Source organism: Methylophaga sp. UBA3603, assembly GCF_002375335.1.
Lineage (GTDB): Bacteria > Pseudomonadota > Gammaproteobacteria > Nitrosococcales > Methylophagaceae > Methylophaga.
Genome location: NZ_DFMC01000008.1, coordinates 335,832 through 360,593 on the forward strand (window position 1 = coordinate 335,832; position 24,762 = coordinate 360,593).

Sequence of the window (24,762 nt, forward strand, 5' to 3'; positions counted from 1 at the left end):
TATATCTTGGTAAACAGAGTTGGCCTTAACTATTAGAAGTGGGTGAAAAATTGAGTAATAACTCTGGGGCTCATGATTATCTGTTAACCGTGCTAATGAACCAGCACAACCAAGCTGTCTTTATTTTTCGCGAGAACTTACTGTTAACCGCAAACTCAGAGGCTTTGCGGTTAATCGAAGCTTCTGATGAAAACGATATTATTGGCTTGCCATTTGAAGCATTTTTTGCTGAAGAACTAGATAGAAATACATTCAATCCACGATCTCCATTTCATTCCCCATTAACCCTTATTGGTAGAAGCGAGGCTCAGCGCTACCCAGCAACATTAGTTCTGGATGATGATGACAACAAATTGCTGGTTATCTTATCCAGCGAAATTCTTCCAGGTCCGGTACAACAATGGATGGCTACAGACCTCGGGGCTTCTCCAACGCTTATAGGTCACTGGGTCTATACCCCTGAAACATCAAATTTGTGGTGGGGGGAACAGACATTTGAAATATTTGCAAAATCATTAGAAGAGTTTTCTCCCACACTGGGAGGTCACTTACAGCAGGTACATCCGGATGATAAAGCTGACGTTACACGGGCTTTCAATCGTGCGATTGAACAGCAGGACAGTCTTGATGTGTGTCACCGGATATTAACGGCTGATAATGAATTAAGGTTTATCCGACAACGTGCCACCTGGCAGCCTGATAAAAATGAATTATTTGGCACAGTGCTGGATTTGACAGATATTCGTCAACATATGGGTCATATAGATCATATGTTGCGTTTGATGGATGAAAGTCAACGTATAGGTCATATGGGAAGTTGGGAAATCAACTTGCTCAATGACAAAGTAACCTGGTCTGAACAGACGGCTGAACTCTTTGGCATAACGCTTGAAGAATTTGATGGAACAATAGAGAGTTTTCAGCAATTTATTCTGCCAGAAGATATAAAAACTCTGGAATCAGCACGGGCAAAACCCAGTAACAGCGGTATAGTAGAGGCTGAATATCGAATTACCCGTAAAGACGACGCAAGCATTCGCTGGTTATTTGAATGTGGCAAATCAGTATTTAATGCCAGTGGTCAGGAAGTTCGTCGTTTAGGCATGATTATCGATATCACTGAACGTAAACGCCTGGAGATGATACAAAAACTGGAATCCAGCATGGTTGAAGCCGTGGCTTCCTCTCTGGATTTACAACAGATTATGGAGCAAATTGTACTGGGGATCGAAGAAATTCTGCCCAATACCATCGCTTCCATTTTACTGATTGATGAAGAGGGTAAACGCCTGCTGCATGGTTCAGCACCCAATTTACCGGTCAGTTATAACGATGCCATTCATGGCGAGCCTATAGGCCCGCTTGCGGGCTCATGTGGAACAGCAGCATTTCTTAAACGGCCAGTCATTGTATGTGATATTGAAAATGATCCTCTGTGGGAAAATTATCGCAACTTTGCATTGGCTTATGATTTAAGGGCTTGCTGGTCTCATCCTATATTTGATGAAAAACTTAACGTTATCGCGACTTTTGCCATTTATCACAACACGGTAAAAACCCCGGAACCCGAGCAGCTTGATACTATCGAGCGTATATCAAAAATTATTTCTATTGCCATTGCCAAGCACCGCAATGAAGAACGAATTCGTCGTAGCGAAAGCCGGTTTCGTCAAGCATTTCAGGATGCGGCTACCGGTGTGGCCATTGCCTCAACAGACGGCCGTTTTCTGGAATGCAATCAAGCTTATTGTGAAATGCTGGGGTATTCAGCTGAAGAACTGACGCAACTGGATTTTCATCAGCTTACCCATCCTGATGATAAAGAACAGAACCAGCAGGAAATCAGCGATATTCTGCTTGGTATCCTTGATAGCCGTATTCTGGAAAAACGCTACATCCATAAAACCGGCGAAACGGTCTGGGCAAGATTAAGTATCACCTTGCAACGTGATGACAGTGGCAATCCGTTGCATCTTATTGCCATCACCGAAAATATTACCAATACCAAGCTTGCCGAGGCGCAGCGTTCTGAGGCCGAACGATCATTAATGCAGTTACTGCGTAATCTGCCGGGAGTTGCTTATCGTAGTCTATCTGATGAGCAATGGACTATGCTCTATGTAAGCGAAGCATTCGAACGTTTAACCGGCTATAACGCTGAAGATGTTATCGGCAACCAGCGGATTGAATTTGCCAGCCTTATCCATCCAGATGATCGCGAGAAGATGTATGTTGAAACAATAAAAGCAATTGAGCAAAACCAGCCGTTTCAGGTCGAGTATCGAATAATTCATAAAGATAGTGGTATTCGCTGGTTTTGGGAGCAGGGTAGCGGTGTAAGAGATAAAGACGGCAACATAGTAGCGATTGAAGGCTACATGACCGATATTACGCTGCAAAAAGAAGCAGACGCCAATATTAGGGAGAGTGAGCAACGCTTTCAATTATTATCCAAAGCAACCAACGATGCGATCTGGGACTGGGATCTCCTGACAAACGAACTTTGGTGGAGCGATAGTTTTGCAACCTTGTTTGGCATTGATACCCAATCAAAAAAACCTTCTATTAAAGGCTGGGAAAAACGCATTCATCCTGATGAGCGTAATCGAGTCCTAAACAACCTTAAGCGAGCAATTGAAACCCAACAGCAGAGCTGGTCAGAGAACTATAAGTTTCAACGTCAGGATGGGGACTATGCAGATGTTATTGACCGGGGTTATGTTATTTACAATAACGCTAACGAAGCAATCCGAATGGTTGGTGGTATTACGGATATAACCGATCGTCTTGAAATAGAAGAAAAATTACGGCAATCCCAACGATTGGAAGCCGTTGGTCAATTAACCGGTGGCGTCGCTCATGACTTTAATAATTTGTTGACAGTCATTGTCGGCAATGCCGAAATTATTACTGAGTCACTTGCCAGCGATTCCAAACTACGTGGCCTGTCTGAAATGATCCAGGAGGCAGCAGACCGCGGAGCAGAATTAATTCGCAGTTTGCTGGCCTTTTCCAGAAAGCAGGCACTGGATCCAAAACATATTGATGCCAATCAATTATTAAATAATTTTCAGGGGTTACTAAGCCGATCAATTGGCGAGGCGATTCAGCTTGAGCTGGCGTTGGAACCAGATCTCTGGTTGGCGCAGGTAGATCCGGGACAATTGGAAAATGCACTGTTGAATCTGGCCATCAATGCGCGTGATGCGATGCCATCAGGTGGCAGGTTATTAATTGAAACCCTCAATGTTTCACTCTCCGAAGACTATGGTTCACAACACGATGTTACCCCGGGTGATTATGTCATCATTGGGGTGTCAGATACCGGGGTAGGTATTGCTCCAGAGAATCTGGATAAAGTGTTTGAACCGTTCTACACCACAAAAAGCAAAGATAAGGGTACCGGTCTTGGTTTGGCGATGGTCTATGGATTTGCCCGACAGAGTTATGGTCACATAAACGTTTATTCGGAAGTCGGTCAGGGAACGACCATCAGACTGTATTTACCCCGCTCACCTGAGGAGGTTGCGACGGCAGAAAACGCTTCTGTACTGCATATTCAACCGCAAATCGGCAATGAAAGCATACTTGTTGTTGAAGATGATGAATTGGTTCGCAATTATGTTATTTCGCAATTAGAGTTTATGGGATATAAGGTAATAAGTGCATCAAATGGAAGCGAAGCAATGGAAATCATTCAAAGTGATGCAGATATTGACTTATTATTCACCGATGTGGTGATGCCAGGTGGTATGAGTGGAAGAGAGCTGTCTGATAAGGCGCAGCGAATCCGACCACAATTAAAAGTTTTGTTCACTTCAGGATATACCGAGAACTCTATCGTCCATCATGGTCGGTTGGACCCTGGAGTCATGTTACTGAGTAAACCATATAGTCGAGATGAACTCACCACGAAAATCCGAAAGTCTTTGCAGAACGAGTCATAAATGTCAAAGTGTCTACAGAGTTTATTTTTATTGGATAACCAAGAGTAATCTGGGGCGATGACCGAATTAAAAGTACTCATTCTGGATGACAACAATCTCACTGCAAGAGCAATTGCTAATGTCGCTGAATTTATCGGTCTGTCAGCCAAAATAACCTCTGACTTTCAAAGTTTTCTGGAGATCATCAATGACTGGAGCCCACAATATCTGATTATTGATTTGATTATGCCGGATATGGATGGGGTGGAAGTGCTTGGCGAATTGGGCCGTATGCAAATCGATGCCCAGTTAATCATCACAAGTGGCGCCGGGCAGCAACTATTGCATGCTGCAGCACGTTCGGCCGGTGCGCATGGTCTTAATGTTCTGGGGATTCTTCCCAAGCCCTTTAATCCCAAAGCTTTCCGGGATTTGATTAACGCTGAATCCATCAACACAGCTGACAACACCTTTGGTCAGCAACTCCGCGCTGAAAACCAGACCAATACCCTTACCGTCAATGAGCTGGAACAAGCGATTAACGCGCATGACATTTATCTGGTATATCAACCAAAAGTATCCTGTGTCAGTGGCACGCTAACTGGCCTTGAAGCGCTTGCACGCTGGCAGCACGCAGAAAAGGGCTTCATTTCACCGGAAAAATTTATTCCCTTAGCCGAACAGAATGATCTTATCGACAAATTAACCTTACAGGTATTTGAACAGGCATTACCTTTTCTAAATCAGCTTCAGGAAGCCGATCCGTCGCTAAAAGTCCAGAACAGGGGCTTATTGCTTTCGGTCAATATTTCTGCGGCATCACTCAGTAACCTCGAGCTATTCAAACAAATTGAAATGCTTTGTGAAGCCCATAATATCAAACCGGATCAACTGATCCTGGAGTTGACGGAAACAGCCGCAATGGATGACCCTGTGATATCTCTGGATATTCTGACCAGACTGCGACTGCGAGGATTTCGTTTATCCATAGATGATTTTGGGACCGGTTTTTCGTCGATGTTGGCCTTGGTTCGTATGCCGTTTTCAGAAGTCAAAGTGGATAAAACCTTTGTCATGACTTCTGCGGATTCACGCGAATCAAGACTGGTTATTAAGGCGATTATTGAACTTGCCCACAGTCTGAACATGCAGGTGGCTGCAGAAGGAATTGAAGATAATGCTGCACTGGAGCTGCTACGTAAAATGGGCTGTGATCAGGCTCAAGGATATTTTATTGGTCGTCCCATGTTACCTGAGGCTTTTATTGACTGGTCGAAAAACACGTCAGAACATATTGATTTACAAAGGCTAAAACGCCTACATGGTCTGGGACTTCTGGATAGTGAACCGGAACATCGCTATGACCGGTTAACCAAACTTTGTACACGTTTATTTGATGTGGAGATTAGCCTGATTTCGCTGATAGACGAAGATCGACAATGGATAAAATCGTCACAGGGATTCAGTCAACGGCAAACCGAACGTTCAGTGGCATTTTGTAATCAGACGATTGCTCAGGAAGATATTTTTGTTATTTCCGATACGCTGAATGATAAACACTATGCAGAAAACATCATGGTTACGTCAGCACCCCACATAAGGTTTTATGCTGGTTGTCCAATTCGGGCAAGATCGGGGGAGAAGTTGGGGGCTTTATGTTTAAAACACTCTATTCCCAGAACTTTTACAGATAAAGATAAACAATTATTAAAACAACTGACCGAAATGGTCGAAGAAGAAATCGACTATAACCCACTGTTAGATGAAGATAAGTTGACCGGCTTACTGAATCGTGAGGCTTTCGAACGCAGAGCACAAAAATTACTGAATATTTTTGTACCGTACCAAGCCAGTATTACCATGTATTACTTTGATGTGAATAATTACAAGCGCATCTCCCATGCTCACGGGATTTCTGCAGGTGATGAAGCCCTTATTCATTTTTCCCGAATATTGACAGAAATCTTTACCGATACAGAGTTAATATCTCGACTGGTCGATGACGAGTTTGTCGTTTTGAGTGTATGTGAGCAATCAGAAAACAAACTAGAACAACTGGCTGACGCAGTAAAAAACTATAATGCTAATGTCAGCCCACATCTAAATGTAGAATATACTGTTGGTACGGCTTCCAGTCGCTCGATGGACAACATCGATTTGCAATCTCTATATATGTACGCAGATACCGATCTATACGAGCATAAAAGTCACTAGGGCTTGTTGATCTTTCATAGCCGTCTCTGAAAGTTCAACACAGCTTAAAGCGGTTGAAATATAAAGCGATGGACCAATATTAAAGGTAGTTCATTAATTTTTACTGCTTCACACCAAAACATTCACAATATTTTGCATTAATTCTTCTAACATAATGATTGTTAGAATCGAAGTATATTTATTTTAATTATATGGAAATCCAAACATATAGTTTCTATTTATATATAGTTTTTGTTATTTTGTGCAGACTCAAAGCTCAACTTTTAAGAGATAAGCCAACAACATGAATATCAGGTTGCCCAACGCTCCATTAACCGATGAACAATTGCAACAGCTTAATAATTTACTGCAAGGCCTGGAAGGCTGGCAGGTAGATTGGCTGTCAGGCTATTTGTCAGGTTATCGTGCGGCTCAGGGTGGAACAGCTGCTACGGAAGCTGCACCTTCTCTGCCGGACCAAACGATCAAACTGACCGTGCTTTATGGTTCACAAACCGGTAATACCGAAACGGTTGCCGGCCAACTAGCTGAGAAAGCAAAATCCAGTGGTATTGAAGTCAAATTATGGGATATGGCGGAATACAAACCACGAGAACTGAAGAACGAGCAATATCTGGCAGTCTTAACTTCGACACATGGTGAGGGTGAGCCGCCTGATAACGCAATGGATTTATATGAGTTTCTGGGAAGCCGTAAAGCACCTGGTTTAAAGGGTTTGAAATACAGTGTGCTGTCACTGGGTGATTCCAGCTATGAATATTTCTGTCAGACCGGCAAAGACTTTGATGAACGTCTGCAAAAACTTGGTGCAACCGCGGTAATTCCTCGAGTTGATTGTGATGTGGATTATGATGATTTGGCGGAAAAATGGATCGCTGAATTTATTGAGTCACTGACCAGTTCCATGCAGGCCAGTGCCGCACCACCGTCAGCCTCTGCTGCAATGAGCCAGCTTGAAACCTCCGTTCAATATGATCGCAAACATCCATTTTCCGCACCTTTGCTGGAAAACCAGATCCTCAGTGGTCGCGGTTCCAGCAAGGAAGTGCGGCATATTGAAATTTCACTTGAAGGTTCGGGATTGCACTACCAGCCGGGTGATGCATTAGGTGTATATCCACAGAATGATCCCGTTTTGGTCTCCATGCTGATTGATGCGCTGGGATTCGATGCTGATACTCCAGTAGAGCTTGAAGAACAAACCGAAACTTTAACCAATGCATTGATGCACCATCGTGAAATTACCGTGCTGACCCGCCCATTGGTCGAAAAATGGGCTGAATTGGCGCAATCCGATGAACTGAATAAGCTGATGGAAAGCAAAGCTGCTGTCACTGAATGGATCCGAGGCCGTGATGTTCTGGATTTAGTTCAAAGCTACCCATTAGCCGATATAGATGCCAACGGTTTTATCAAGTTGCTGCGTAAATTGCCGCCACGATTGTATTCGATTGCATCCAGTCAGGCCGCAGTTGATGAAGAAGTACATATCACCGTGGCAACGGTTCGGTATAACGCCCATAACCGTGAACGGGGCGGTGTAGCCTCAACCTGGTTAGCCGATCGCTTGGCCGAAGATGCCACTATTCCGGTGTACATCGATCCCAATAAAAACTTCAAATTGCCTGCCGATGACGATGCGCCAATTATTATGATTGGTCCTGGCACCGGCGTGGCCCCATTCAGAAGCTTTATGCAGGAGCGTGAAGAGCGAGGAGCTCGGGGACGTAACTGGCTGTTCTTTGGTGATCAGCATTTCCTGACTGATTTTCTCTATCAGACCGAGTGGCTGGCCTGGCGTAAATCTGGATTATTAACCCATCTGGATGTGGCATTTTCTCGTGATCAGACCGAGAAAATCTACGTACAGCACCGTATTCGTGAAAAATCCATTGAAATATGGAACTGGTTGCAGGAAGGAGCCTATCTATATGTATGTGGTGATGCGGACAATATGGCACCGGATGTTAATGAAGCCCTGATTGATATTATCAGTCAGCAAGGCAATAAAAGCCGCGAAGATGCCACTGAATATCTGCGTCAGCTGACGCGTGATAAACGCTACCAACGTGATGTGTACTAATGAATACAAAATTACCTGAAGCCGAACAACTCAAACTCGACAGTCGTTACCTGCGTGGCACCATTGCCGAAGGGCTTGAAGATGCCGTTACCGGTGCGATCTCGGAAGATGACAACAAACTGACCAAATTCCATGGCAGCTATATGCAGGATCATCGCGATCTGCGTGATGAACGCCGTCGTCAAAAGCTGGAACCGTTATATTCATTTATGGTTCGACTGCGTATTGCCGGTGGAGTGGTGACTCCACAGCAATGGCTCGGACTCGATGCGATAGCTGATGATTGCGCCAATGGCACGTTACGTATTACTACCCGGCAGACGTTTCAATATCACGAGGTTTTGAAAAAAGATCTGCGTTCATTAATGCAGCAAGTCAATGCATTAGGGTTGGATACAAAAGGCGCATGCGGTGATGTGAATCGAAATGTGGTGACAAATGTCAATCCGCATCAGTCTTCGGTGCATGCCGAAGTTCATCAGATTTCACAAGCTATAAGTGATCATTTGTGCTGGCAGTCGGGTGCCTATGCCGAGATCTGGCTGGGCGAAAAATGTGTCTATCAACCGGGTAAATCTGAAGAACCGTTTTATGGGGATCGCTATTTACCACGTAAATTTAAAATCGGTATCGCCATTCCACCTGAAAACGACAGTGATGTACTGGCCAATGATATTGCGTTAATTGCCATTATTGAAAACGACGAATTAGTTGGATTCAATGTTGCCGTCGGTGGCGGTATGGGCATGACGTATGGTGAAACGGCAACTTTCCCACGCTTAGCCACCATGGCCGGTTTTGTGCCAAAAGACCAGATTGTCAAAGCCTGCGAAACCATTGCTGCCATTCAACGTGACTTTGGTGATCGCAGTGTCCGGGCGCATGCTCGTTTTAAATACACCATTGATGATCATGGTATTGACTGGTTTAACGAAAAATTTACCGAATACCATGGTGAGGCGATGACGTCTGCCAGACCCTTTGAGTTATTACGCAATGGTGATCGATTTGGCTGGATCCAGGGTGAAGATGGTCAATGGCATCTGACCTTATATATTTACAGTGGGCGGGTTAAGGATACTGAAACACTTCAATTGCGCACAGCATTGCGTGAAATCGCCAAAATCCATACTGGCGAATTTCGCATGACCTGTAATCAGAACCTGATTATTGCCAATATCAGCCCTGAACAAAAACCGGTTATTGAAGCATTGGTTGAGCAGTACCAACTGGATATCGGTGAACGCCGTCCGGCATTGCGTTTAAATGCGATGGCCTGTGTAGCATTGCCTACTTGTGCTTTGGCGATGGCTGAATCAGAACGTTATTTACCCACGTTTCTCAGTAAGCTGGAACAAATAATGAGTGATGTGGGCCTACCGGAAGAGCTGATTAATATCCGCATCACCGGCTGTCCGAATGGCTGTGCCAGACCTTACCTGGGTGAAATTGCGTTAACCGGTAAAGCGATAGGACGCTATAACCTGAATCTGGGGGCTGATTTCAGTGGTCAGCGACTAAACCGTCTGTATCTTGAAAATGTGGACGAAGCCACCATCCTGAATACGCTAAAACCAATGATTGAACAGTTTGCTGCTGAACGTGAGAAAGACGAGCATTTTGGCGACTTTCTGATCCGTGTCGGTATCCTCGGCGCCGAACGTACACCAGAAATGATGCATAAGCCTTTAAAAGATTAAAGTTAACCACAGAGACACAGAAGTCACAGAGATTTTTTATCCGCAGATTACGCAGATTGGCGCAGATTTTTTAAACGAAATATTTGATTTGTGTCGGGTTACGCTACGCTAACCCGACCTACTTCTGGAACAAACCTGCATTCACCTTATTGTTTATTTATATCTGTGAAAATCTGCGTAATCTGCGGATATATTTCTTTTAAACCTCTGTGCACTCTGTGTCTCTGTGGTTAATCATTCAAAACCTAACTTTAATTCATCCGGCGGTATTTGATACGTTCCGGCTGATGATCTTTGCCATAACGCTTGAGGTAATCTTCGGCATATTCACTATAGTTACCTTCAAAAAACACCACGCTGGAATCGCCTTCATAGGCAATCATATGGGTACAGACACGATCCAGGAACCAGCGATCATGCGAAATGACTACTGCTGAACCCGGAAAGGCCAATATGGCTTCTTCCAATGCACGTAATGTTTCCACGTCCAGGTCGTTGGTCGGTTCGTCGAGTAATAAAACGTTGCCACCTTCTTTAAGCAGTTTGGCCATATGCAGGCGGTTACGCTCACCACCGGAGAGATCCTTCACATATTTCTGCTGATCTGAGCCCTTAAAATTAAACCGTCCACAATAGGCACGAGAAGGGGTCTGATAATTTCCGACAGTAATCATATCGGCACCATCAGCTATTTCTTCAAATACCGTTTTCTTGCCATCCAGTTCACGTGCCTGGTTTACATAAGCCAGCTGCACGGTACTGCCGATTTCGATTTCACCGGAATCGGGTTTTTCTTCACCGGTAATCATGCGGAACAAGGTAGATTTACCGGCACCGTTAGGGCCGATGATGCCGACAATTGCACCGGGGGGAATCGTCAGACTGAGATCTTCGAATAACAGTTTGTCGCCGTAGGATTTAGTGACGTTATGCAGTTCAATCACTTTGTCACCTAAACGCGGGCCAGGTGGAATATAGATTTCCTGGGTTTCATTACGTTTTTGAAATTCTTTTGAATTCATTTCTTCAAACTGTTTCAAGCGCGCTTTGGATTTTGCCTGACGACCTTTGGCTCCCTGGCGTACCCACTCAAGCTCAGCTTGAATGGCTTTATTGTGTGAGGCTTCCTGTTTCGATTCCTGAGCCAGACGTTGATCTTTCTGTTCCAGCCATGAAGAGTAATTGCCTTCATAAGGAATACCACGACCACGATCAAGCTCAAGTATCCAGCCCGCGGCATTATCCAGGAAATAGCGATCATGGGTAATGGCAACTACGGTACCGGGGTATTCCTGCAGGAAGCGTTCAATCCAGGCAATCGATTCAGCATCAAGATGGTTAGTCGGCTCATCAAGCAATAACATGTCCGGGTGATCGAGTAATAACCGGCATAATGCAACACGACGACGCTCGCCACCGGATAACACCGCTACTTTGGCATCCCAGGGCGGCAGGCGTAACGCATCTGCTGCACGTTCCAGAGCATTGTCCAGATTATGACCATCTTTAGCGGTGATCAGATTTTCCAGTTCACCCTGTTTTTTAGCGAGTGCATCAAAGTCGGCATCCGGTTCGGCATAAGCTGCATAAATCGCATCCAGTTCATCCAAAGCGGCTTTGACATCAGAGACTGATTCTTCAACGATTTCCCGAACGGTTTTGCTGTCATCCAGCTCAGGTTCCTGAGGCAGATACCCGACCTTCATATTCGGCATCGGTCTGGCTTCGCCAATATAATCTTTATCCTCACCCGCCATGATGCGGAGCAGGGTAGACTTACCAGAGCCATTTAAACCCAATACACCGATTTTGGCACCAGGGAAAAATGACAAGGAAATATCTTTTAAAATTTCGCGTTTGGGCGGCACGATTTTGCCAACGCGGTTCATGCTATATACGTATTGAGCCATTTTAAAATCCAATAAAACAGGAGTTCAGTAGAAGCGGTGATTCTACCTGAAATTACTTTTGGATTCGCGGGCTGAGCGAAAATCTTTTAATGAAAAAATTAGTCATCAATTAAAATCAGCTTACCGGTTTGTGGATCTCGATATACCTGACCAACAGCTTCGTAACCACTACCATCCTGCACCTGCTGCTGCATAGTATCTGGCATTGTTGGCAGTTCCTTACCGAGAGTGATTTCCTGCGGCTGCACTTCAAAATGATCCTGTAAGTCCGAACTGAACGCGACCAGTGCAGCGATTAGCCCACAGGCAAATACCAGCACAATATCAATCAAATTGGCCAATGGACCTAACGGATCTTCATCGGTATCGAGAAATGAACTGCGACGCCATTTATCCATTTTGCTTTTCCAATTCAGTTAAAGCAGCGTCATACCAACGCCGACGCATCCGACCAATGACAAAGCCGAACATGCCAGCCAATAATCCAATAACCGTGGTATCAAACGCCACTGTCATCGCCGTAGTCAGAATTTTTAGTTGTCCTTCGCCTAATGCGGCGAGGCCTGGGCCCAAGGGAATCAAGGTGCCCATCAAACCGAGCATGGGTGCCAGTCTGGTAATAAAATCGGCCCGTTCAATTCGGCGTTTGCCCAGAGCAATCAATGCTTGGCTATCAGAATGCTGTGATAAACGGGCGATTCCCCAGAAGCGCTCACCAATGGCAATACCGGTTTCATATACGGCCAAACCGACAAAAAACAATAACGCCCAGACGACCGGGGTTAATAACAGTCCGGTCAGCTGGTGCATCAATTCCAGTGAAAAATGTGGATACATTACATAGCTCCTTTACGACCGCGCCATAATCCTGCGGCAACGATTACTGATAATGCCAGCAACGTCCACAGCCAAAGCATTTTGCTATCGGTGGAGCTGGTTTCTGTAGTATCCTCAGCAGCTTGATTACTATTCTCGATTTGCTGGCTATCCTGCTGATTCAATTGTAATTCCTGTATATGACTTGGAGAGGAGGCCATTTCTGAAGTCTGTATTCGGCTTCGCGCCAATACGGCTTCCAAAGCTTTAGCCTGATCCGCATCGAGATGTGATTTCACAAAATCATACATTGGATGATTCGCATGGGTATGACCACTTCCGGGAATGCCTTTTTCAATAATATTGGCAGCAAACTGCTCGGCCAATTGTTTTTGAGTATCCAGATCAGCATCCCAGAATCCTTTATCTATGGCGACCAGCATCACTGCCAGGATATTGGTTTGAACATGTTGTTGATGACCATCACCTAGAAACTCATCCAATCCCAGTTGCAGACTGTCATCCACATAAACGGCTTTCACTTCTTCCCAAACCTGATCGGTAATGATCTCTGGACTGGTTACCTGCCACCCCCAAAGATATTCGATAAATTCACTGCCCATGGTGCGCGCACCGGCATAACCTTCATTCATTAACGGCTTAATCCATTGTGGATTCAGATAACGGGCACGCAGCTCTCCCAGCAGGACTTGTGGCAAGTCATCGATTCGCAGATTATCGTTGTTACTGTGATTAATCACCGCGCTGCCTGGTTGCTGACCACTAACTGTTTCCACCGCCAGATTAAAACCACCCAGATAATCAAATGCATCATTGTTATCCATCAGGCCATACAGATTACTGGCACGACCCAAAAAGGTTTGTGACACTCCGGCAAGTTGCTGTTTGAACAAGTCCGGTTGCGATTCACCCTGCAAACCACTGCCATAAGCATGTGCCATACGTTTGATAAATACGTCAGCCAGTTCACTGCGATCTTCCCAGGCAGCTGAACGTTCAACCAGACGATTAATGCCAGCACCATAAGCCCCCGGGGCAATACCAAATACACGAAGGCTTGTTTCACGACCTAATTGTGCCGGATCGATATCCGGTTGTTGGGCCAGCCGTTGTATGGCCTCATTTACCCAATTGGCGGCCACCAAGTTTTTATCCAACGCTTCATCGCCGCCTTGTTGCCATTCACCTAAAGCTTCCAAAGCAGCGTTAAGGGCGACAGCCAAAGCAGGATAATCACGGATAATCAGATCCCGACTGGCATCCAAGGCCAATAAGCTGGCTTTATCCAGCAATACCAGATGTTCGCCATATAAATCCCGGAATAAACCTGAAGTGGTAAACAACACATCCAGCCGCTGTGGTTGTTCCTCATTTAATGGCAGACGTTCGAGACCTTTGATAATGCCACGGCTATTCCATATCGGGCGGACACCCAGCAGCTTCATACCAAACGCAATCATGGCACCTTCATCCCGCACTGAATCAGAGGCCCATAAAATCACCCCTTGTTTATTGCGATCGCCTACTTCATGACCTTCAATATTGCCCTTTTCGCCGGCCAAGACCGGTGCGGCCAGTTGTTGACCGATATCAAAACCCACACGGGTTGGCAGCAGGCTGCCATCCAACGCATAAAAATTACGGCCAGTGGGCAGAGCATCCGGCGTGCGAATGGGATCATTGCCTTTCCCCGGAGAGATAAAACGACCATTCAAACCATTCAAAAGCGCTTCAATCTCAGCCGCTGGAGACATTTGCAATTTTTGATAGATAGCTTGACGTTGAGCCTCGCTGGAATCGGTGTTGTCCAGAATTGAGTTCATCATGGTATCGAGTCCATCCGCGGACCAATCCCGGCCAAATACATGCAGACCCAGTGGCATAAAGGTCTCTTGAAAATTTGTCAGATAATGACCGACTTCATGCAGTAGAAAATCATCATCAATTTCATCGAAACCGGCACCACGCACTTGCAGCTCTTCATCCATGCTGGCGATCAATTCATTACGCAGACCCATAGTTTCGATTTGTTCACGCAGGCTGCGAATAGCCCGATCCCGTGTGGCTTTATCTGAAGCAGCTTCGGCGCTTTCAATCAACTGACGTAGTTGTAGCAGATCGTCATAAAGTTCAGTGACGGCGAGCGGGGGAGTCAAATGATCGATAATTACCGCTTGACCACGGCGTTTGGCCTGTATGCCTTCACCGACACCATCAACTATATAAGGATATAGACCAGGAACATCACCGGCAATAATAGTGGGATAATCATCTTCACCCAGGCCAACACTGCGTTTGGGTAAAAACTCATAGGTTGAATGTCGACCAACATGCACCATGGCATCAGCGTTAAATTGCGACTGAATATAGTGATAAAACGCCAGATATTGATGTGGCGGAGGGAAAGACATATTGGCATGCAACAGTTCTTCGTGAATCTCCCAACCACGCGGTGGTTGCGGGCCGATAAACACATTGCCAAATTGCACGCCGGGAATCAGTAATCGATTATCCCAGACCATCACTTTGCCGGGTACTTCACCCCAACCGCGAATACCTTCAATCTGCATTTCCAATAATGCATCATGTAAGGATTCGCTATGCTGCCAGTCGGGCTGATGGCCTTGAGCAGCTGCATCGATGATCTGCTGATAATCCTGTTCCAGCTGATTTAATAAATCCAATGCTCGACTGCGGCCGGGATGACGTAAACCATCCAGTGCATGATGCAGATCCGTGGATGTTTGCTGCATAAATGCCGTTAGCAAATTGAGTTGAGATTGGCGAGTTGTCACACTGTCCAATGCCAGTGCCTGCTCAATAGCATCACGCATCCGCTGCTGTAATGCTGCCAAAGGACCATCAATCATTTCAGCCTGAACAGTTGCCGGTAACTGTTTGAACCAGCGTTGATATTCATCCGCTGTCATGGTGTTGGCGACCTTGGACATCGCTGATAATGCTTGTGCGTCTTCAGGTAAATTCACCCCTTTAAGTTGCAGCATATCCAGCAAAGATTCCGCATCTTTTGGCAGCTCACCAGTCTGATAACCTGCATTTTTCAGGCTATTCAATATTTCCAGCAGACTTTCAGGCACATTCAGATTATCAGCACCGATATTATGTCTACCGGGGGGATGGTTGTAATACACAATGGCGACACGCTTATCGGCATTGTCTTTTTGTTGTAGAGCCAGCCAGCCTTGCATGCGCAGTGCCTGACGGTTTATATGTTCTTTAATTGGTAGACTTTGCGTCAGCTGGGCCCCGGTTTGTGGGTCCATCTTTGCAGGCTCGGTCAATGCCAGAATCTGTGGCTGACTGACACCTTGCAACTCCGGCATGGCAATCCGATAATGAATCGAATCGCGAGGAATACCCTGTGAAGATAAGGCATAATCCGCCTCACTTAATTTATTAAGACGAATACCTTTTAAAACCGGAACATTAAGCTCAGTAAATAATTGTTCAACCTGCTCACGACCATCACCACCACCAATCACAAAGTCCTGAAAAGAAACGATTCCCCATGGTGTGTTTGGCAAAGATTTGTTCATCACCTTTTTGATCGTCTCAATAGCCTCAACACTGGGTTCGCCCCAGGCGGCCAATACGGAAACACATTGACTGTTCAGCGCCTGACAATACTGCTGATGCAGTTTCCATTCACCTGTTAAATCGCCGGTATCATGATCGACCAACCAGACAACAGGATTTGTTGTATCAAGTTGTTTGGCTAGTTCAGTTGGGCTTAACCATTGAGTTTTATCGTCTTTATGCAAAGCAAAGCGTAAAGCCCCAACAGGTTGTAATTCGGCTTTTTTACTGCCTTCTGTGAGCAACATGTCCAGCAGACTGCGTGAATTCTCTGTCGAACGGTTAACCCAGTAAGCACGAGCCTGTAACCAGTTAGCATACTCGGGATATTGAACCTGTTTGGCCTCTAACAGAGTTGTTGTGCTTAATGAGGCTTTATCACTCAAGATATGATTAGGAATAGATTGTGTAACCGGATCGCTATTTAATTCGATAAGCCGCTGGTCACTATGTAAAACATAGCGTTTTTGATCATTGTTATATTGCCGAACGAGTAATCGTTCCACAGGATCGCCAAATACACCAACCACTAATATGCTTGCACTGTTATCAATCAATTGCTGTAAGTCAGCATCAGTCAAAGCATTAAGCTGACTGACCGTGCGGATTTGAATGTCTGCATCAGGCTGTTGTTGTAATAATTGATGTGCTCCAGAGACCAAAGTCGGGGCAGAGCGATCTGACACAATAACCATTACATGATGCTCACTGGCATACGCACTTGAAGTTATCAGAGAAAACAACAGGGCAAATAGAAAAATGGGTCGGTGAAAACACAAGCGATATTTAACAATATAAGACATCAGACATCCTGCCGTAGCAAAAGCAGCTACCAGTTAGGTAAATAGCGGGCAGGGGACAGTATGGGTGTAATCTCGGAACGTTCAGGCACCCCGCCACGACTCCTTAGTTAGCTTCGGGCCGGTCTCCGGACTTACAGCTTAGCCATATTGGGGGCTGATTTTCTTTACTGGCCATTACGAATGTTGGCGATGAAAGATAAAAACAGATCCTCGGCATCATGTCTCGTCTTCCCATACTGTTAAGTACAGTGACTGTCGATCTATCAGGCAGATAGCGACCAGAGCAATGAAATAACTGTTTACCGTTGCGGGGGCAGTACAGGAATAACCAAATAAGAGGCGCACCTGTTTCCCGTTTAACCTTAATCACATGTAGCAATAAAGGCACCTGAAACTGCCTGCGATAATACAGACAAATGGTAATCAGTCAAACTATGCGATATTGGCAGTAATACGTTAATAAGACTGATCGTGATTTTGAGATAGTATTTGGCTGAACGTTAATAGCCCTTAGCTTTCATAGTCAGTAAGCTGTTTAATACTATGGGTAACTAATCCATAATCAATCACGACATTAAATTCAATAGAAGGAGAGTAAATATGGAATGGATATTACTAGGGATTGTCGGCCTGCTGATTTTATATGTGATTATTGAATACAATAAATTGGTTCGGCATCGCAATATCTTCCAGAATGCATTCAAACAGATAGACGTTACACTTAAGCAACGTCACGACATGATTCCGCAGCTGGTCAGCACCGTTAAAGGCTATGCCAAGCATGAACAGGAAACGCTTAATGGGGTAATTGAAGCCCGCAATCAAGCAGAAAAAATGCGTGATCAAACCGACTCGGGCGATGCAAAGTCAATGCTGGCGCTTGGACAGGCTGAAGGTGTGTTAGGTAAAGCAATGGGCGGCATCTTCGCTTTATCAGAAGCTTATCCGGATCTGAAAGCGGATGGTGCTTTCCGTGATCTGATGGAACAGCTGACCAGCATTGAAAACAAAGTGGCAGCCTCGCGCCGCGGCTACAACAATACGGTGCTTGAATATAACAATGTTCTGGAAACTTTTCCGACCAATATCCTAGCCAATATGTTCAGCTTTACTCGCGCCTCAGAGCTGGAGTTTGATGACCGTGAAGCGATTCAAGACGCGCCCAAGGTTGAGTTTTAAAAATGGCTGCAATGAGCAGCTATCAACTGGGTGCATATGCCCGAAAACAAAGTCGATTGATGATGACTTTGTTTATTTTTTCTGTGGCGTTGATTGCAGCCGTGATTGCCTCGCTGGCTTCTGTCAGGATGAGCGGCGACAGTATTAATCAGACTGAACAATTAATGGTTAACTGGCAACTATTTGGGTTGGTTGCTGCCGGCGTTGCTATGGTGATTGTTCTGACCTCTGTTTGGAAAATAGTCACCATGGGCGGTGACGGTGCAAAGGTTGCTCAGGCTTTGGGAGCGACTGATATTAACGAGATAACCGGTGATCCCTTGGTTACACGTTATCAAAACATCGTTGAGGAAGTGGCGCTGGGAGCCAGCATTCAGACACCGCAGGTTTTTATCATTGAAAACGAACCCGGAATTAATGCTTTCGCTGCGGGTAGCTCTCCCGATAATGCGGCTATTGCCGTGACTCGTGGCGCATTAACGTTATTGAATCGTGATGAGCTGACAGCAGTAGTCGCCCATGAATTTGCTCATATTCGTAACCTCGATATGCGGCTCAACCTTCGTGTAATCGGTTTGATTCACGGCTTGATGGCACTTTATGTTGTCGGACGGATTCTGATGCATTCAGGTGGGCGCGGCAGAAAAGGTGGTGCTCAAATACTGTTAATCGGAATTGCTCTGATTCTACTGGGATTACTAGGGGCTTTTATGGGAAAAATCATGCAGGCAGCGATATCTCGTCAACGTGAATATCTTGCTGATGCGGATGCCACACGTTATACCGGTGATCCTATTGCGTTAGCGGGCGCGTTAAAAAAAATAGGGGCCCTCAGTCAACAAGGTGCCAATAAAGTCAGACATGATGAACTGGAAGAGGCTAGGCACATGTTGTTTGCCGAGCTTTCAAATAAAATGTCTGGAATGCTGTCTACACATCCACCTTTGGTAAAACGAATACAGGCGCTGGAACCCGGGTTTGACCCGGAGATTAACGGCTGGCCTGAGATAGAAAATGCTCCATAAAATAATTATCCCTCACCCCAAATAATACCTATTTGAAGTGAGAGATAATGGTTAACACTAATTATAGCGTCTGCGTAATAAATCGTTTACCAGGCAAAGTAACACGTAAAAGCCAACCAGTGGAGCCAATCCATAGACTAGTCCGGCTTGCAGTTGTGGGAGGTACGGTAAAGACAAGGCCATTGCAATGGTAAACCAGACATAGGCGACATATAACACCAGGAATAAGAAGCCTTCAAATCGATTTAACGTGCTTCCCAAAAAGAATAAGGGTAAACATAAAATCGCCACAGCCAACATAACAGGTACATCAATCTGCATCAGCTGTTCGCTTGCCAGTAATGGAGTAGGGGAAAACAAACCCGACAAACCCAATACCGCCAGAATATTAAAGATATTGCTTCCTACCACATTACCAATAGCAATATCCCGTTCACCTTTGATGGTCGCAACAACAGAGGTCATGACTTCTGGAAGTGACGTGCCAGCGGCGATAATGGTTAAGCCAATAACGGCTTCACTGACACCAAACGATGAGGCAATCGTCACCGCACTTTGAACCAACCAGCGCGCACCCAAAACCAGCAAGGCTAATCCGACGATAATTAGTAATATATTTAGCCAGGTCGGTGCCGGTTTCTCATCAACCTCTACTGTTGCATCAATGCCCGTTTTTTTGCCCTGATAAAACAGAAACACCGTGTATAAAATAACACCAGCTAACAAAATGGCTGCTTCAAGTTTGCCAATGGTGCCATCCTGAATCATCCACAACGCGACAAAACTGATGCCAATCATTATCGGTACGTCTTGACGGATCAATTGTTGTGAAACCATCAACGGCATGATTAAAGCCGCGAGACCGAGAATAAACAGAATATTGAAAATATTACTGCCCACCACATTGGCGATGGCCAGTTCAGCCTGACCGGAAAAAGCCGCTTTGACACTGACAGCCATTTCAGGAGCACTGGTGCCAAATGCCACCACCGTTAAACCAACCACTAAAGCGGGAATTCCGAAACTGGTTGCTAAACGCGAGGCGCCTTTCACCAGTAATTCAGCTCCTATAATCAGTAGAATTAATCCTGCAACCAACATCAACCACGTCATCTTTTTATCCTTGATAAATGCTTTACAGTGAGATCTTGTTCACCATAAAGCATTAATTATTAATTACTTAGCGTTTAAATTTAAATCTGAATTTATCTACATAATGGCGTCCAGTTTCTTTTGCATTTCTTCAGCAGAAAGTCGTAATTGTGGCAGACCTTTGCGTAAGCGTTGCTGGCCCATCCAAAACACAATCGGTGCAGCGATAAACACCGATGAACTTGTACCAATCACGATACCGAATAACATCGGTAGAGCAAAACTAGCTACTGCGCTGCCACCGGCAACTGCCATCGGTATTAATGCCAGAAATGTGGTGACTGACGTAAAGACCGTTCTAGTCAGCGTTGAAGTGATACTTTCATTAAGTAATTCCAGCATCGGTTTGTCAGGCGTTAAGCGTAGATTTTCCCTAACCCTGTCAAACACTACCACTTTGTCATTCACCGAATAACCAATCAATGCCAATAACGCAGCAACCGCCGTAAGATTGAACTCTACCCCGGCCAGTACAAAAAAACCGATGGTTTTGGTTAAATCTAACGCAATGGTTAATGTAGCGGCTAAAGCAAAGTGGTACTCAAAACGGATCCACAGATACGCCAGCATGCCGAATCCGGCAAATACAATGGCCAGAATAGTGGCATCGCGGAAATCACCACTGACTTTTGGTCCAACCATTTCAACACGCGGAAAACTGGCATCAGCCGATATTTCCGTTACCGTGGTTTTGATGGTTTCAACCACCTTACCACTCGCTACTTGTTCGGCTCCTTCCATAGGTAACCGTACAAGATAATAGTCATTATCTCCAAACTCCTGGATTGCTGCCTGGGTAAAACCTTTATCCTGCAGGGCTTTACGCAGTTGTTCAACATTGGTATCTGGCGCCTGCACTTCCATCACCGTGCCGCCGCTAAAATCGATGCCATATTTCAAACCGGGTTGAAAGAATAAACCAATCGCTGCCAGTGACAGGATGGCAGAAACCGTAATACCTACAAACCGTCCCCGCATAAAATCAATCTTGCTATTGCTGAGACGATCCAGCGACTTTATACCCGAAATACTTAGTAATGTCTGTTTTGGCATCCGCTTTACCCGCCATTCCATCAATAACCGGGTAAAAGAAATCGAGGTAAACATTGACGTAATCAGACCAATCGCCATTGCCACGGCAAAACCTCGCACTGGACCACTGCCAAACATAAACAGCAGACTGATCGCGATCAATGAGGTGATATTGGAATCCAGGATCGTACTATAAGCGCGTCTGAAACCAGCATCCAAAGCAATTAGTGCACGTTTGCCACGACGGGTTTCTTCGCGGATCCGTTCATTTATCAGGATATTGGCATCAACTGCCATACCAATGCTCAGAATAATTCCGGCAATTCCAGGCAGTGTCAGTGTCGCACCTAATACACTCAAAACACCAAAAATCAGACCTATATTGAGCGTAAGACTCAAACTGGCAATAAAACCCCAGCTGCCGTAAATAGCCAGCATAAAGACCAATACCAATATGGCACCAATCACCCCTGTAGTAATACCCATCGAAATGGAATCACTGCCTAAATCCGGTCCCACCGTACGTTCTTCTATAACGTTTAGTGGTGCAGGTAATGCACCGGCACGTAACAACAAGGCAAGTTCATTGGCTTCTGCCACCGTAAAGGAACCGCTGATTTCTCCACGACCACCAGCAATGACACTGCGGATAACCGGAGCGGTAATAACTTTATCGTCCAATACAATCGCCAAAGAGCGGCCAATATTGTTCTTGGTCATTTCACCAAACAACCGGGCACCTTCTTTATCCAGCTCAAAACTGACCACTGGCTGGCCATTTTCCTGACTGAATACCAGATTGGCGTCCTTAATATGCTGACCTTCAAGCGCCACCCGCTCTTCCAGAGTATAGACTTCACCTTCAGTCATACCCTGAGCTTTGATTACACCCGATGTTTCTGCATTAGCCGCCCAGTGAAAGGTCATTTTGGCGGTGGTTCCAAGCAGGGTGCGGATATAACCTGGATCATCCACCCCAGGTAATTGCACCAGAATGCCATCACTACCTTGTTTAGTAATAGTCGGGTCAACCAGACCGCTTTCGTTCAGACGCTGCCGAACAACTTTCAAGCTATGTTCAACGGCATCTTTCGTAAGATTTTCGCTATGCGCTTTAGTGGGGGTAATGGTTAAGCGATTATGGTCATCCTCTATTGAAAACAAGGCCAAACCACCTTTTGGATCTTTTATATAGGAACGAGCGATTTGCTTGATTTCAGTCAGGCGGTTGGAATCTTTTGGGATGATAATCAGCTGGTTTTTATTGACTGAAACTGGCTGAATAAAGATTCTTGCCTCACGTAAAGCATCTGTGATCTGTTCAGCTAATTGCTGATGATCATTTAGTCGTAAATCATCGATATCCACCTGCATCAGCAAATGGGAACCACCACTAAGATCCAATCCTAATTTAAAGGTATTGTCGGTAAACCAGGAAGGTAAATGTTGTGTCGTAGAATGCGGCAACACATTAGGCAATGCACTAAGCAAGCCCACAATAATAATCAGACTGAATAAAACAGCCCGTGAATAGAATGAACGCATACATAATCCTCGAAGAAAGCTTCGTTAAACAAAAAAGTTTTTAAAAGGATTATTGGAGTGGAGGTGCGCGATTTAACGGTAAATGATATTTGCCGTCACTGATAATCAGTAACGTCAAATAATACAGATCCTCAGCAAGCAATAGTGCCGCAGCAGGAAGTATCAGAACAGATGAATAAACCAGCCAGTGTTGTTCGTTATCACCATCATCTACACTTGGTGTAGCCAGATTTTCAATATCTAACAGGGACCGGAAATGATCACGTTGATTAGCTAAGGTAAGCTGATCGAACTCGGCGACAAAACCGGAGTGGGCTGAAACCGTTACCTGACGGAAATCTACCCAGCCAGCAAAGGCCAGGCTATTAAGCAAAAATAGCAATACAAACAGTTGCCAGAAATTGGCAGGGTGCTGGTCAAGCTGCTGTGTGTGGAGATGTTTCATGAACTTATTCGCTATCAAGTGCACAAATTGTGAGCTTCGCCAATAAAACAGTCAATGAAAATTACAGCAAACATCCAACTATTTTAAGGAAGGTATTTTATGGGTTTATTAATGGAAGGCCAGTGGGTCGATCGCTGGTATGACACAGATTCCAATCAGGGAAAATTTATTCGCAGCAAATCACAGTTCCGCAATTGGGTGACTGCTGATGGAAGTGCCGGTCCAAGTGGAGAGGGTGGTTTTAAAGCTGAAGCGGGTCGTTATCATTTATATGTTTCTTTAGCCTGTCCATGGGCACATAGAACGCTTATCTTTCGCAAACTTAAAAATCTGCAAGATATGATTTCCCTTTCGGTAGTCAATCCATTGATGCTGGAACATGGCTGGACCTTTGATTACGCGGAAGGGGTGATTGAAGATCCGCTGCATCAGGCGAAATTTCTGCATCAGATTTATACCACTGCCGATCCAGATTACAGTGGACGGGTAACGGTACCGGTGTTGTGGGACAAAAAGCAGAACACGATGGTCAGCAATGAATCTGCTGAAATTATCCGTATGTTCAACAGTGCATTTGATTCAATCGGTGCCAAGGCCGGTGACTATTATCCCCAGGCGTTAAGACAAGAAATTGATGCCATTAATGATGATGTCTACGACAACATTAATAATGGTGTGTATAAAGCGGGTTTTGCCACCACACAACAGGCTTATGAAGAGGCTGTTTTTCCATTATTTAATGCATTGGATGAGGTTGAAGAGCGTCTGAGCAAAAATCGCTATTTAGTCGGTAATGATATTACCGAAGCAGACTGGCGATTGTTTACCACATTGATTCGTTTTGATGCCGTGTATCACGGCCATTTCAAATGCAACCTGAAATGCATTGAAGATTATCCGAATATTTCTGAATACGTTCGTGAGTTATATCAATGGCCCGGCGTGGCTGAAACCGTCAACATGCAACACATCAAAAATCATTATTATCGTAGTCATAAAACGATTAATCCAACGGGTGTGGTTCCTGCCGGGCCAATCTTAAATCTGGATCGTCCACATACCCGACGCTGATATCAATGCATGGTGGCAAGATAAAACATCACCGCAGCATCAATAAAACCAAAGGCAATAATCCCCATAACAAGATAGTGCCAGAAAGTTAGTTTGGATCTCATAAAGTCTCCCGTTAATTGATGCTATTAACTTCTAGACAAGATTTAAAACAAAAAGACTGACTAATCAAACAAAATTCAATTCCGTAAGGTTTAGTTAAGTATTGGTGTCGTAGCATTAGCCTCATTTTGAGTAATGGGG

14 protein-coding genes and 1 riboswitch are annotated in these 24,762 nt (G+C 45.0%); of the genes, 7 read left to right on the forward strand and 7 right to left on the reverse strand.

Translation table 11 applies throughout. The annotated features are described in order from the left end of the window. The first annotated feature begins 50 nt into the window (after positions 1-50). From B4F66_RS07045 to B4F66_RS07060, 4 genes are all read left to right on the forward strand, one after another. Positions 51-3,947, forward strand: a complete 3,897-nt coding sequence (locus B4F66_RS07045; RefSeq protein ID WP_292412728.1) for a PAS domain-containing protein — start codon at positions 51-53, stop codon at positions 3,945-3,947. Between the two features lie 57 nt (positions 3,948-4,004). Further along, positions 4,005-6,140 carry an EAL domain-containing protein gene (locus B4F66_RS07050; RefSeq protein ID WP_292357163.1) on the forward strand — a complete coding sequence of 712 codons (2,136 nt, stop codon included), beginning with the start codon at positions 4,005-4,007 and terminating at the stop codon, positions 6,138-6,140. Between the two features lie 283 nt (positions 6,141-6,423). After that, entirely contained in the window at positions 6,424-8,223 is a 1,800-nt protein-coding gene (locus B4F66_RS07055; protein WP_292357162.1) for an assimilatory sulfite reductase (NADPH) flavoprotein subunit, read from the forward strand. After that, positions 8,223-9,923 carry an NADPH-dependent assimilatory sulfite reductase hemoprotein subunit gene (locus B4F66_RS07060; protein ID WP_292357160.1) on the forward strand — a complete coding sequence of 567 codons (1,701 nt, stop codon included), beginning with the start codon at positions 8,223-8,225 and terminating at the stop codon, positions 9,921-9,923. The genes B4F66_RS07055 and B4F66_RS07060 overlap by 1 nt, the downstream gene beginning before the upstream one ends. 251 nt (positions 9,924-10,174) lie before the next feature. Here the strand turns inward: B4F66_RS07060 and ettA are convergent, their stop codons facing one another. The 4 genes from ettA to B4F66_RS07080 all read right to left on the reverse strand — a co-directional run bounded on the left by ettA (position 10,175) and on the right by B4F66_RS07080 (position 17,070). Then, positions 10,175-11,833 (reverse strand): energy-dependent translational throttle protein EttA, encoded by a 1,659-nt coding sequence (ettA, locus tag B4F66_RS07065; RefSeq protein WP_292357158.1) that lies wholly within the window; start codon positions 11,831-11,833, stop codon positions 10,175-10,177. 98 nt (positions 11,834-11,931) lie between these two features. Next, positions 11,932-12,231: a DUF2149 domain-containing protein gene (locus B4F66_RS07070; protein ID WP_292357156.1), complete on the reverse strand. Its 300-nt coding sequence runs from the start codon at positions 12,229-12,231 to the stop codon at positions 11,932-11,934. After that, complete coding sequence (locus tag B4F66_RS07075) at positions 12,224-12,670, reverse strand: MotA/TolQ/ExbB proton channel family protein (protein ID WP_292357154.1); 447 nt, start codon at positions 12,668-12,670, stop codon at positions 12,224-12,226. Before B4F66_RS07075 ends, B4F66_RS07070 begins: the two co-directional genes overlap by 8 nt. Next, positions 12,670-17,070 carry a cobaltochelatase subunit CobN gene (locus B4F66_RS07080; protein WP_292357152.1) on the reverse strand — a complete coding sequence of 1,467 codons (4,401 nt, stop codon included), beginning with the start codon at positions 17,068-17,070 and terminating at the stop codon, positions 12,670-12,672. The genes B4F66_RS07075 and B4F66_RS07080 overlap by 1 nt, the downstream gene beginning before the upstream one ends. A gap of 99 nt (positions 17,071-17,169) precedes the next feature. Continuing rightward, positions 17,170-17,477, reverse strand: a riboswitch (cobalamin riboswitch). 193 nt (positions 17,478-17,670) lie between these two features. On the opposite strand from B4F66_RS07080, the gene B4F66_RS07085 reads away from it, so the two are divergent. Beyond that, on the forward strand, positions 17,671-18,249 hold the full coding sequence (locus tag B4F66_RS07085; protein WP_292357151.1) for a LemA family protein: 579 nt from the start codon (positions 17,671-17,673) through the stop codon (positions 18,247-18,249). A 2-nt stretch (positions 18,250-18,251) separates the two neighbouring features. Next, the gene (locus B4F66_RS07090; protein ID WP_292357149.1) at positions 18,252-19,274 is read left to right on the forward strand and encodes a M48 family metalloprotease; all 1,023 of its coding nucleotides are present in this window, start codon (positions 18,252-18,254) and stop codon (positions 19,272-19,274) included. Between the two features lie 57 nt (positions 19,275-19,331). Here B4F66_RS07090 and B4F66_RS07095 read toward each other — a convergent pair whose 3' ends face one another. The 3 genes from B4F66_RS07095 to B4F66_RS07105 form a co-directional block, all read right to left on the reverse strand. Next, positions 19,332-20,387, reverse strand: a complete 1,056-nt coding sequence (locus B4F66_RS07095; RefSeq protein ID WP_292357147.1) for a calcium/sodium antiporter — start codon at positions 20,385-20,387, stop codon at positions 19,332-19,334. A gap of 96 nt (positions 20,388-20,483) precedes the next feature. Beyond that, the gene (gene secD / locus B4F66_RS07100) at positions 20,484-23,003 is read right to left on the reverse strand and encodes a protein translocase subunit SecD (protein WP_292357145.1); all 2,520 of its coding nucleotides are present in this window, start codon (positions 23,001-23,003) and stop codon (positions 20,484-20,486) included. Between the two features lie 49 nt (positions 23,004-23,052). Continuing rightward, on the reverse strand, positions 23,053-23,448 hold the full coding sequence (locus B4F66_RS07105; protein WP_292357143.1) for a hypothetical protein: 396 nt from the start codon (positions 23,446-23,448) through the stop codon (positions 23,053-23,055). Positions 23,449-23,547: 99 nt separating this feature from the next. On the opposite strand from B4F66_RS07105, the gene B4F66_RS07110 reads away from it, so the two are divergent. Further along, the gene (locus tag B4F66_RS07110; RefSeq protein ID WP_292357142.1) at positions 23,548-24,519 is read left to right on the forward strand and encodes a glutathione S-transferase family protein; all 972 of its coding nucleotides are present in this window, start codon (positions 23,548-23,550) and stop codon (positions 24,517-24,519) included. Positions 24,520-24,762 lie beyond the last annotated feature (243 nt).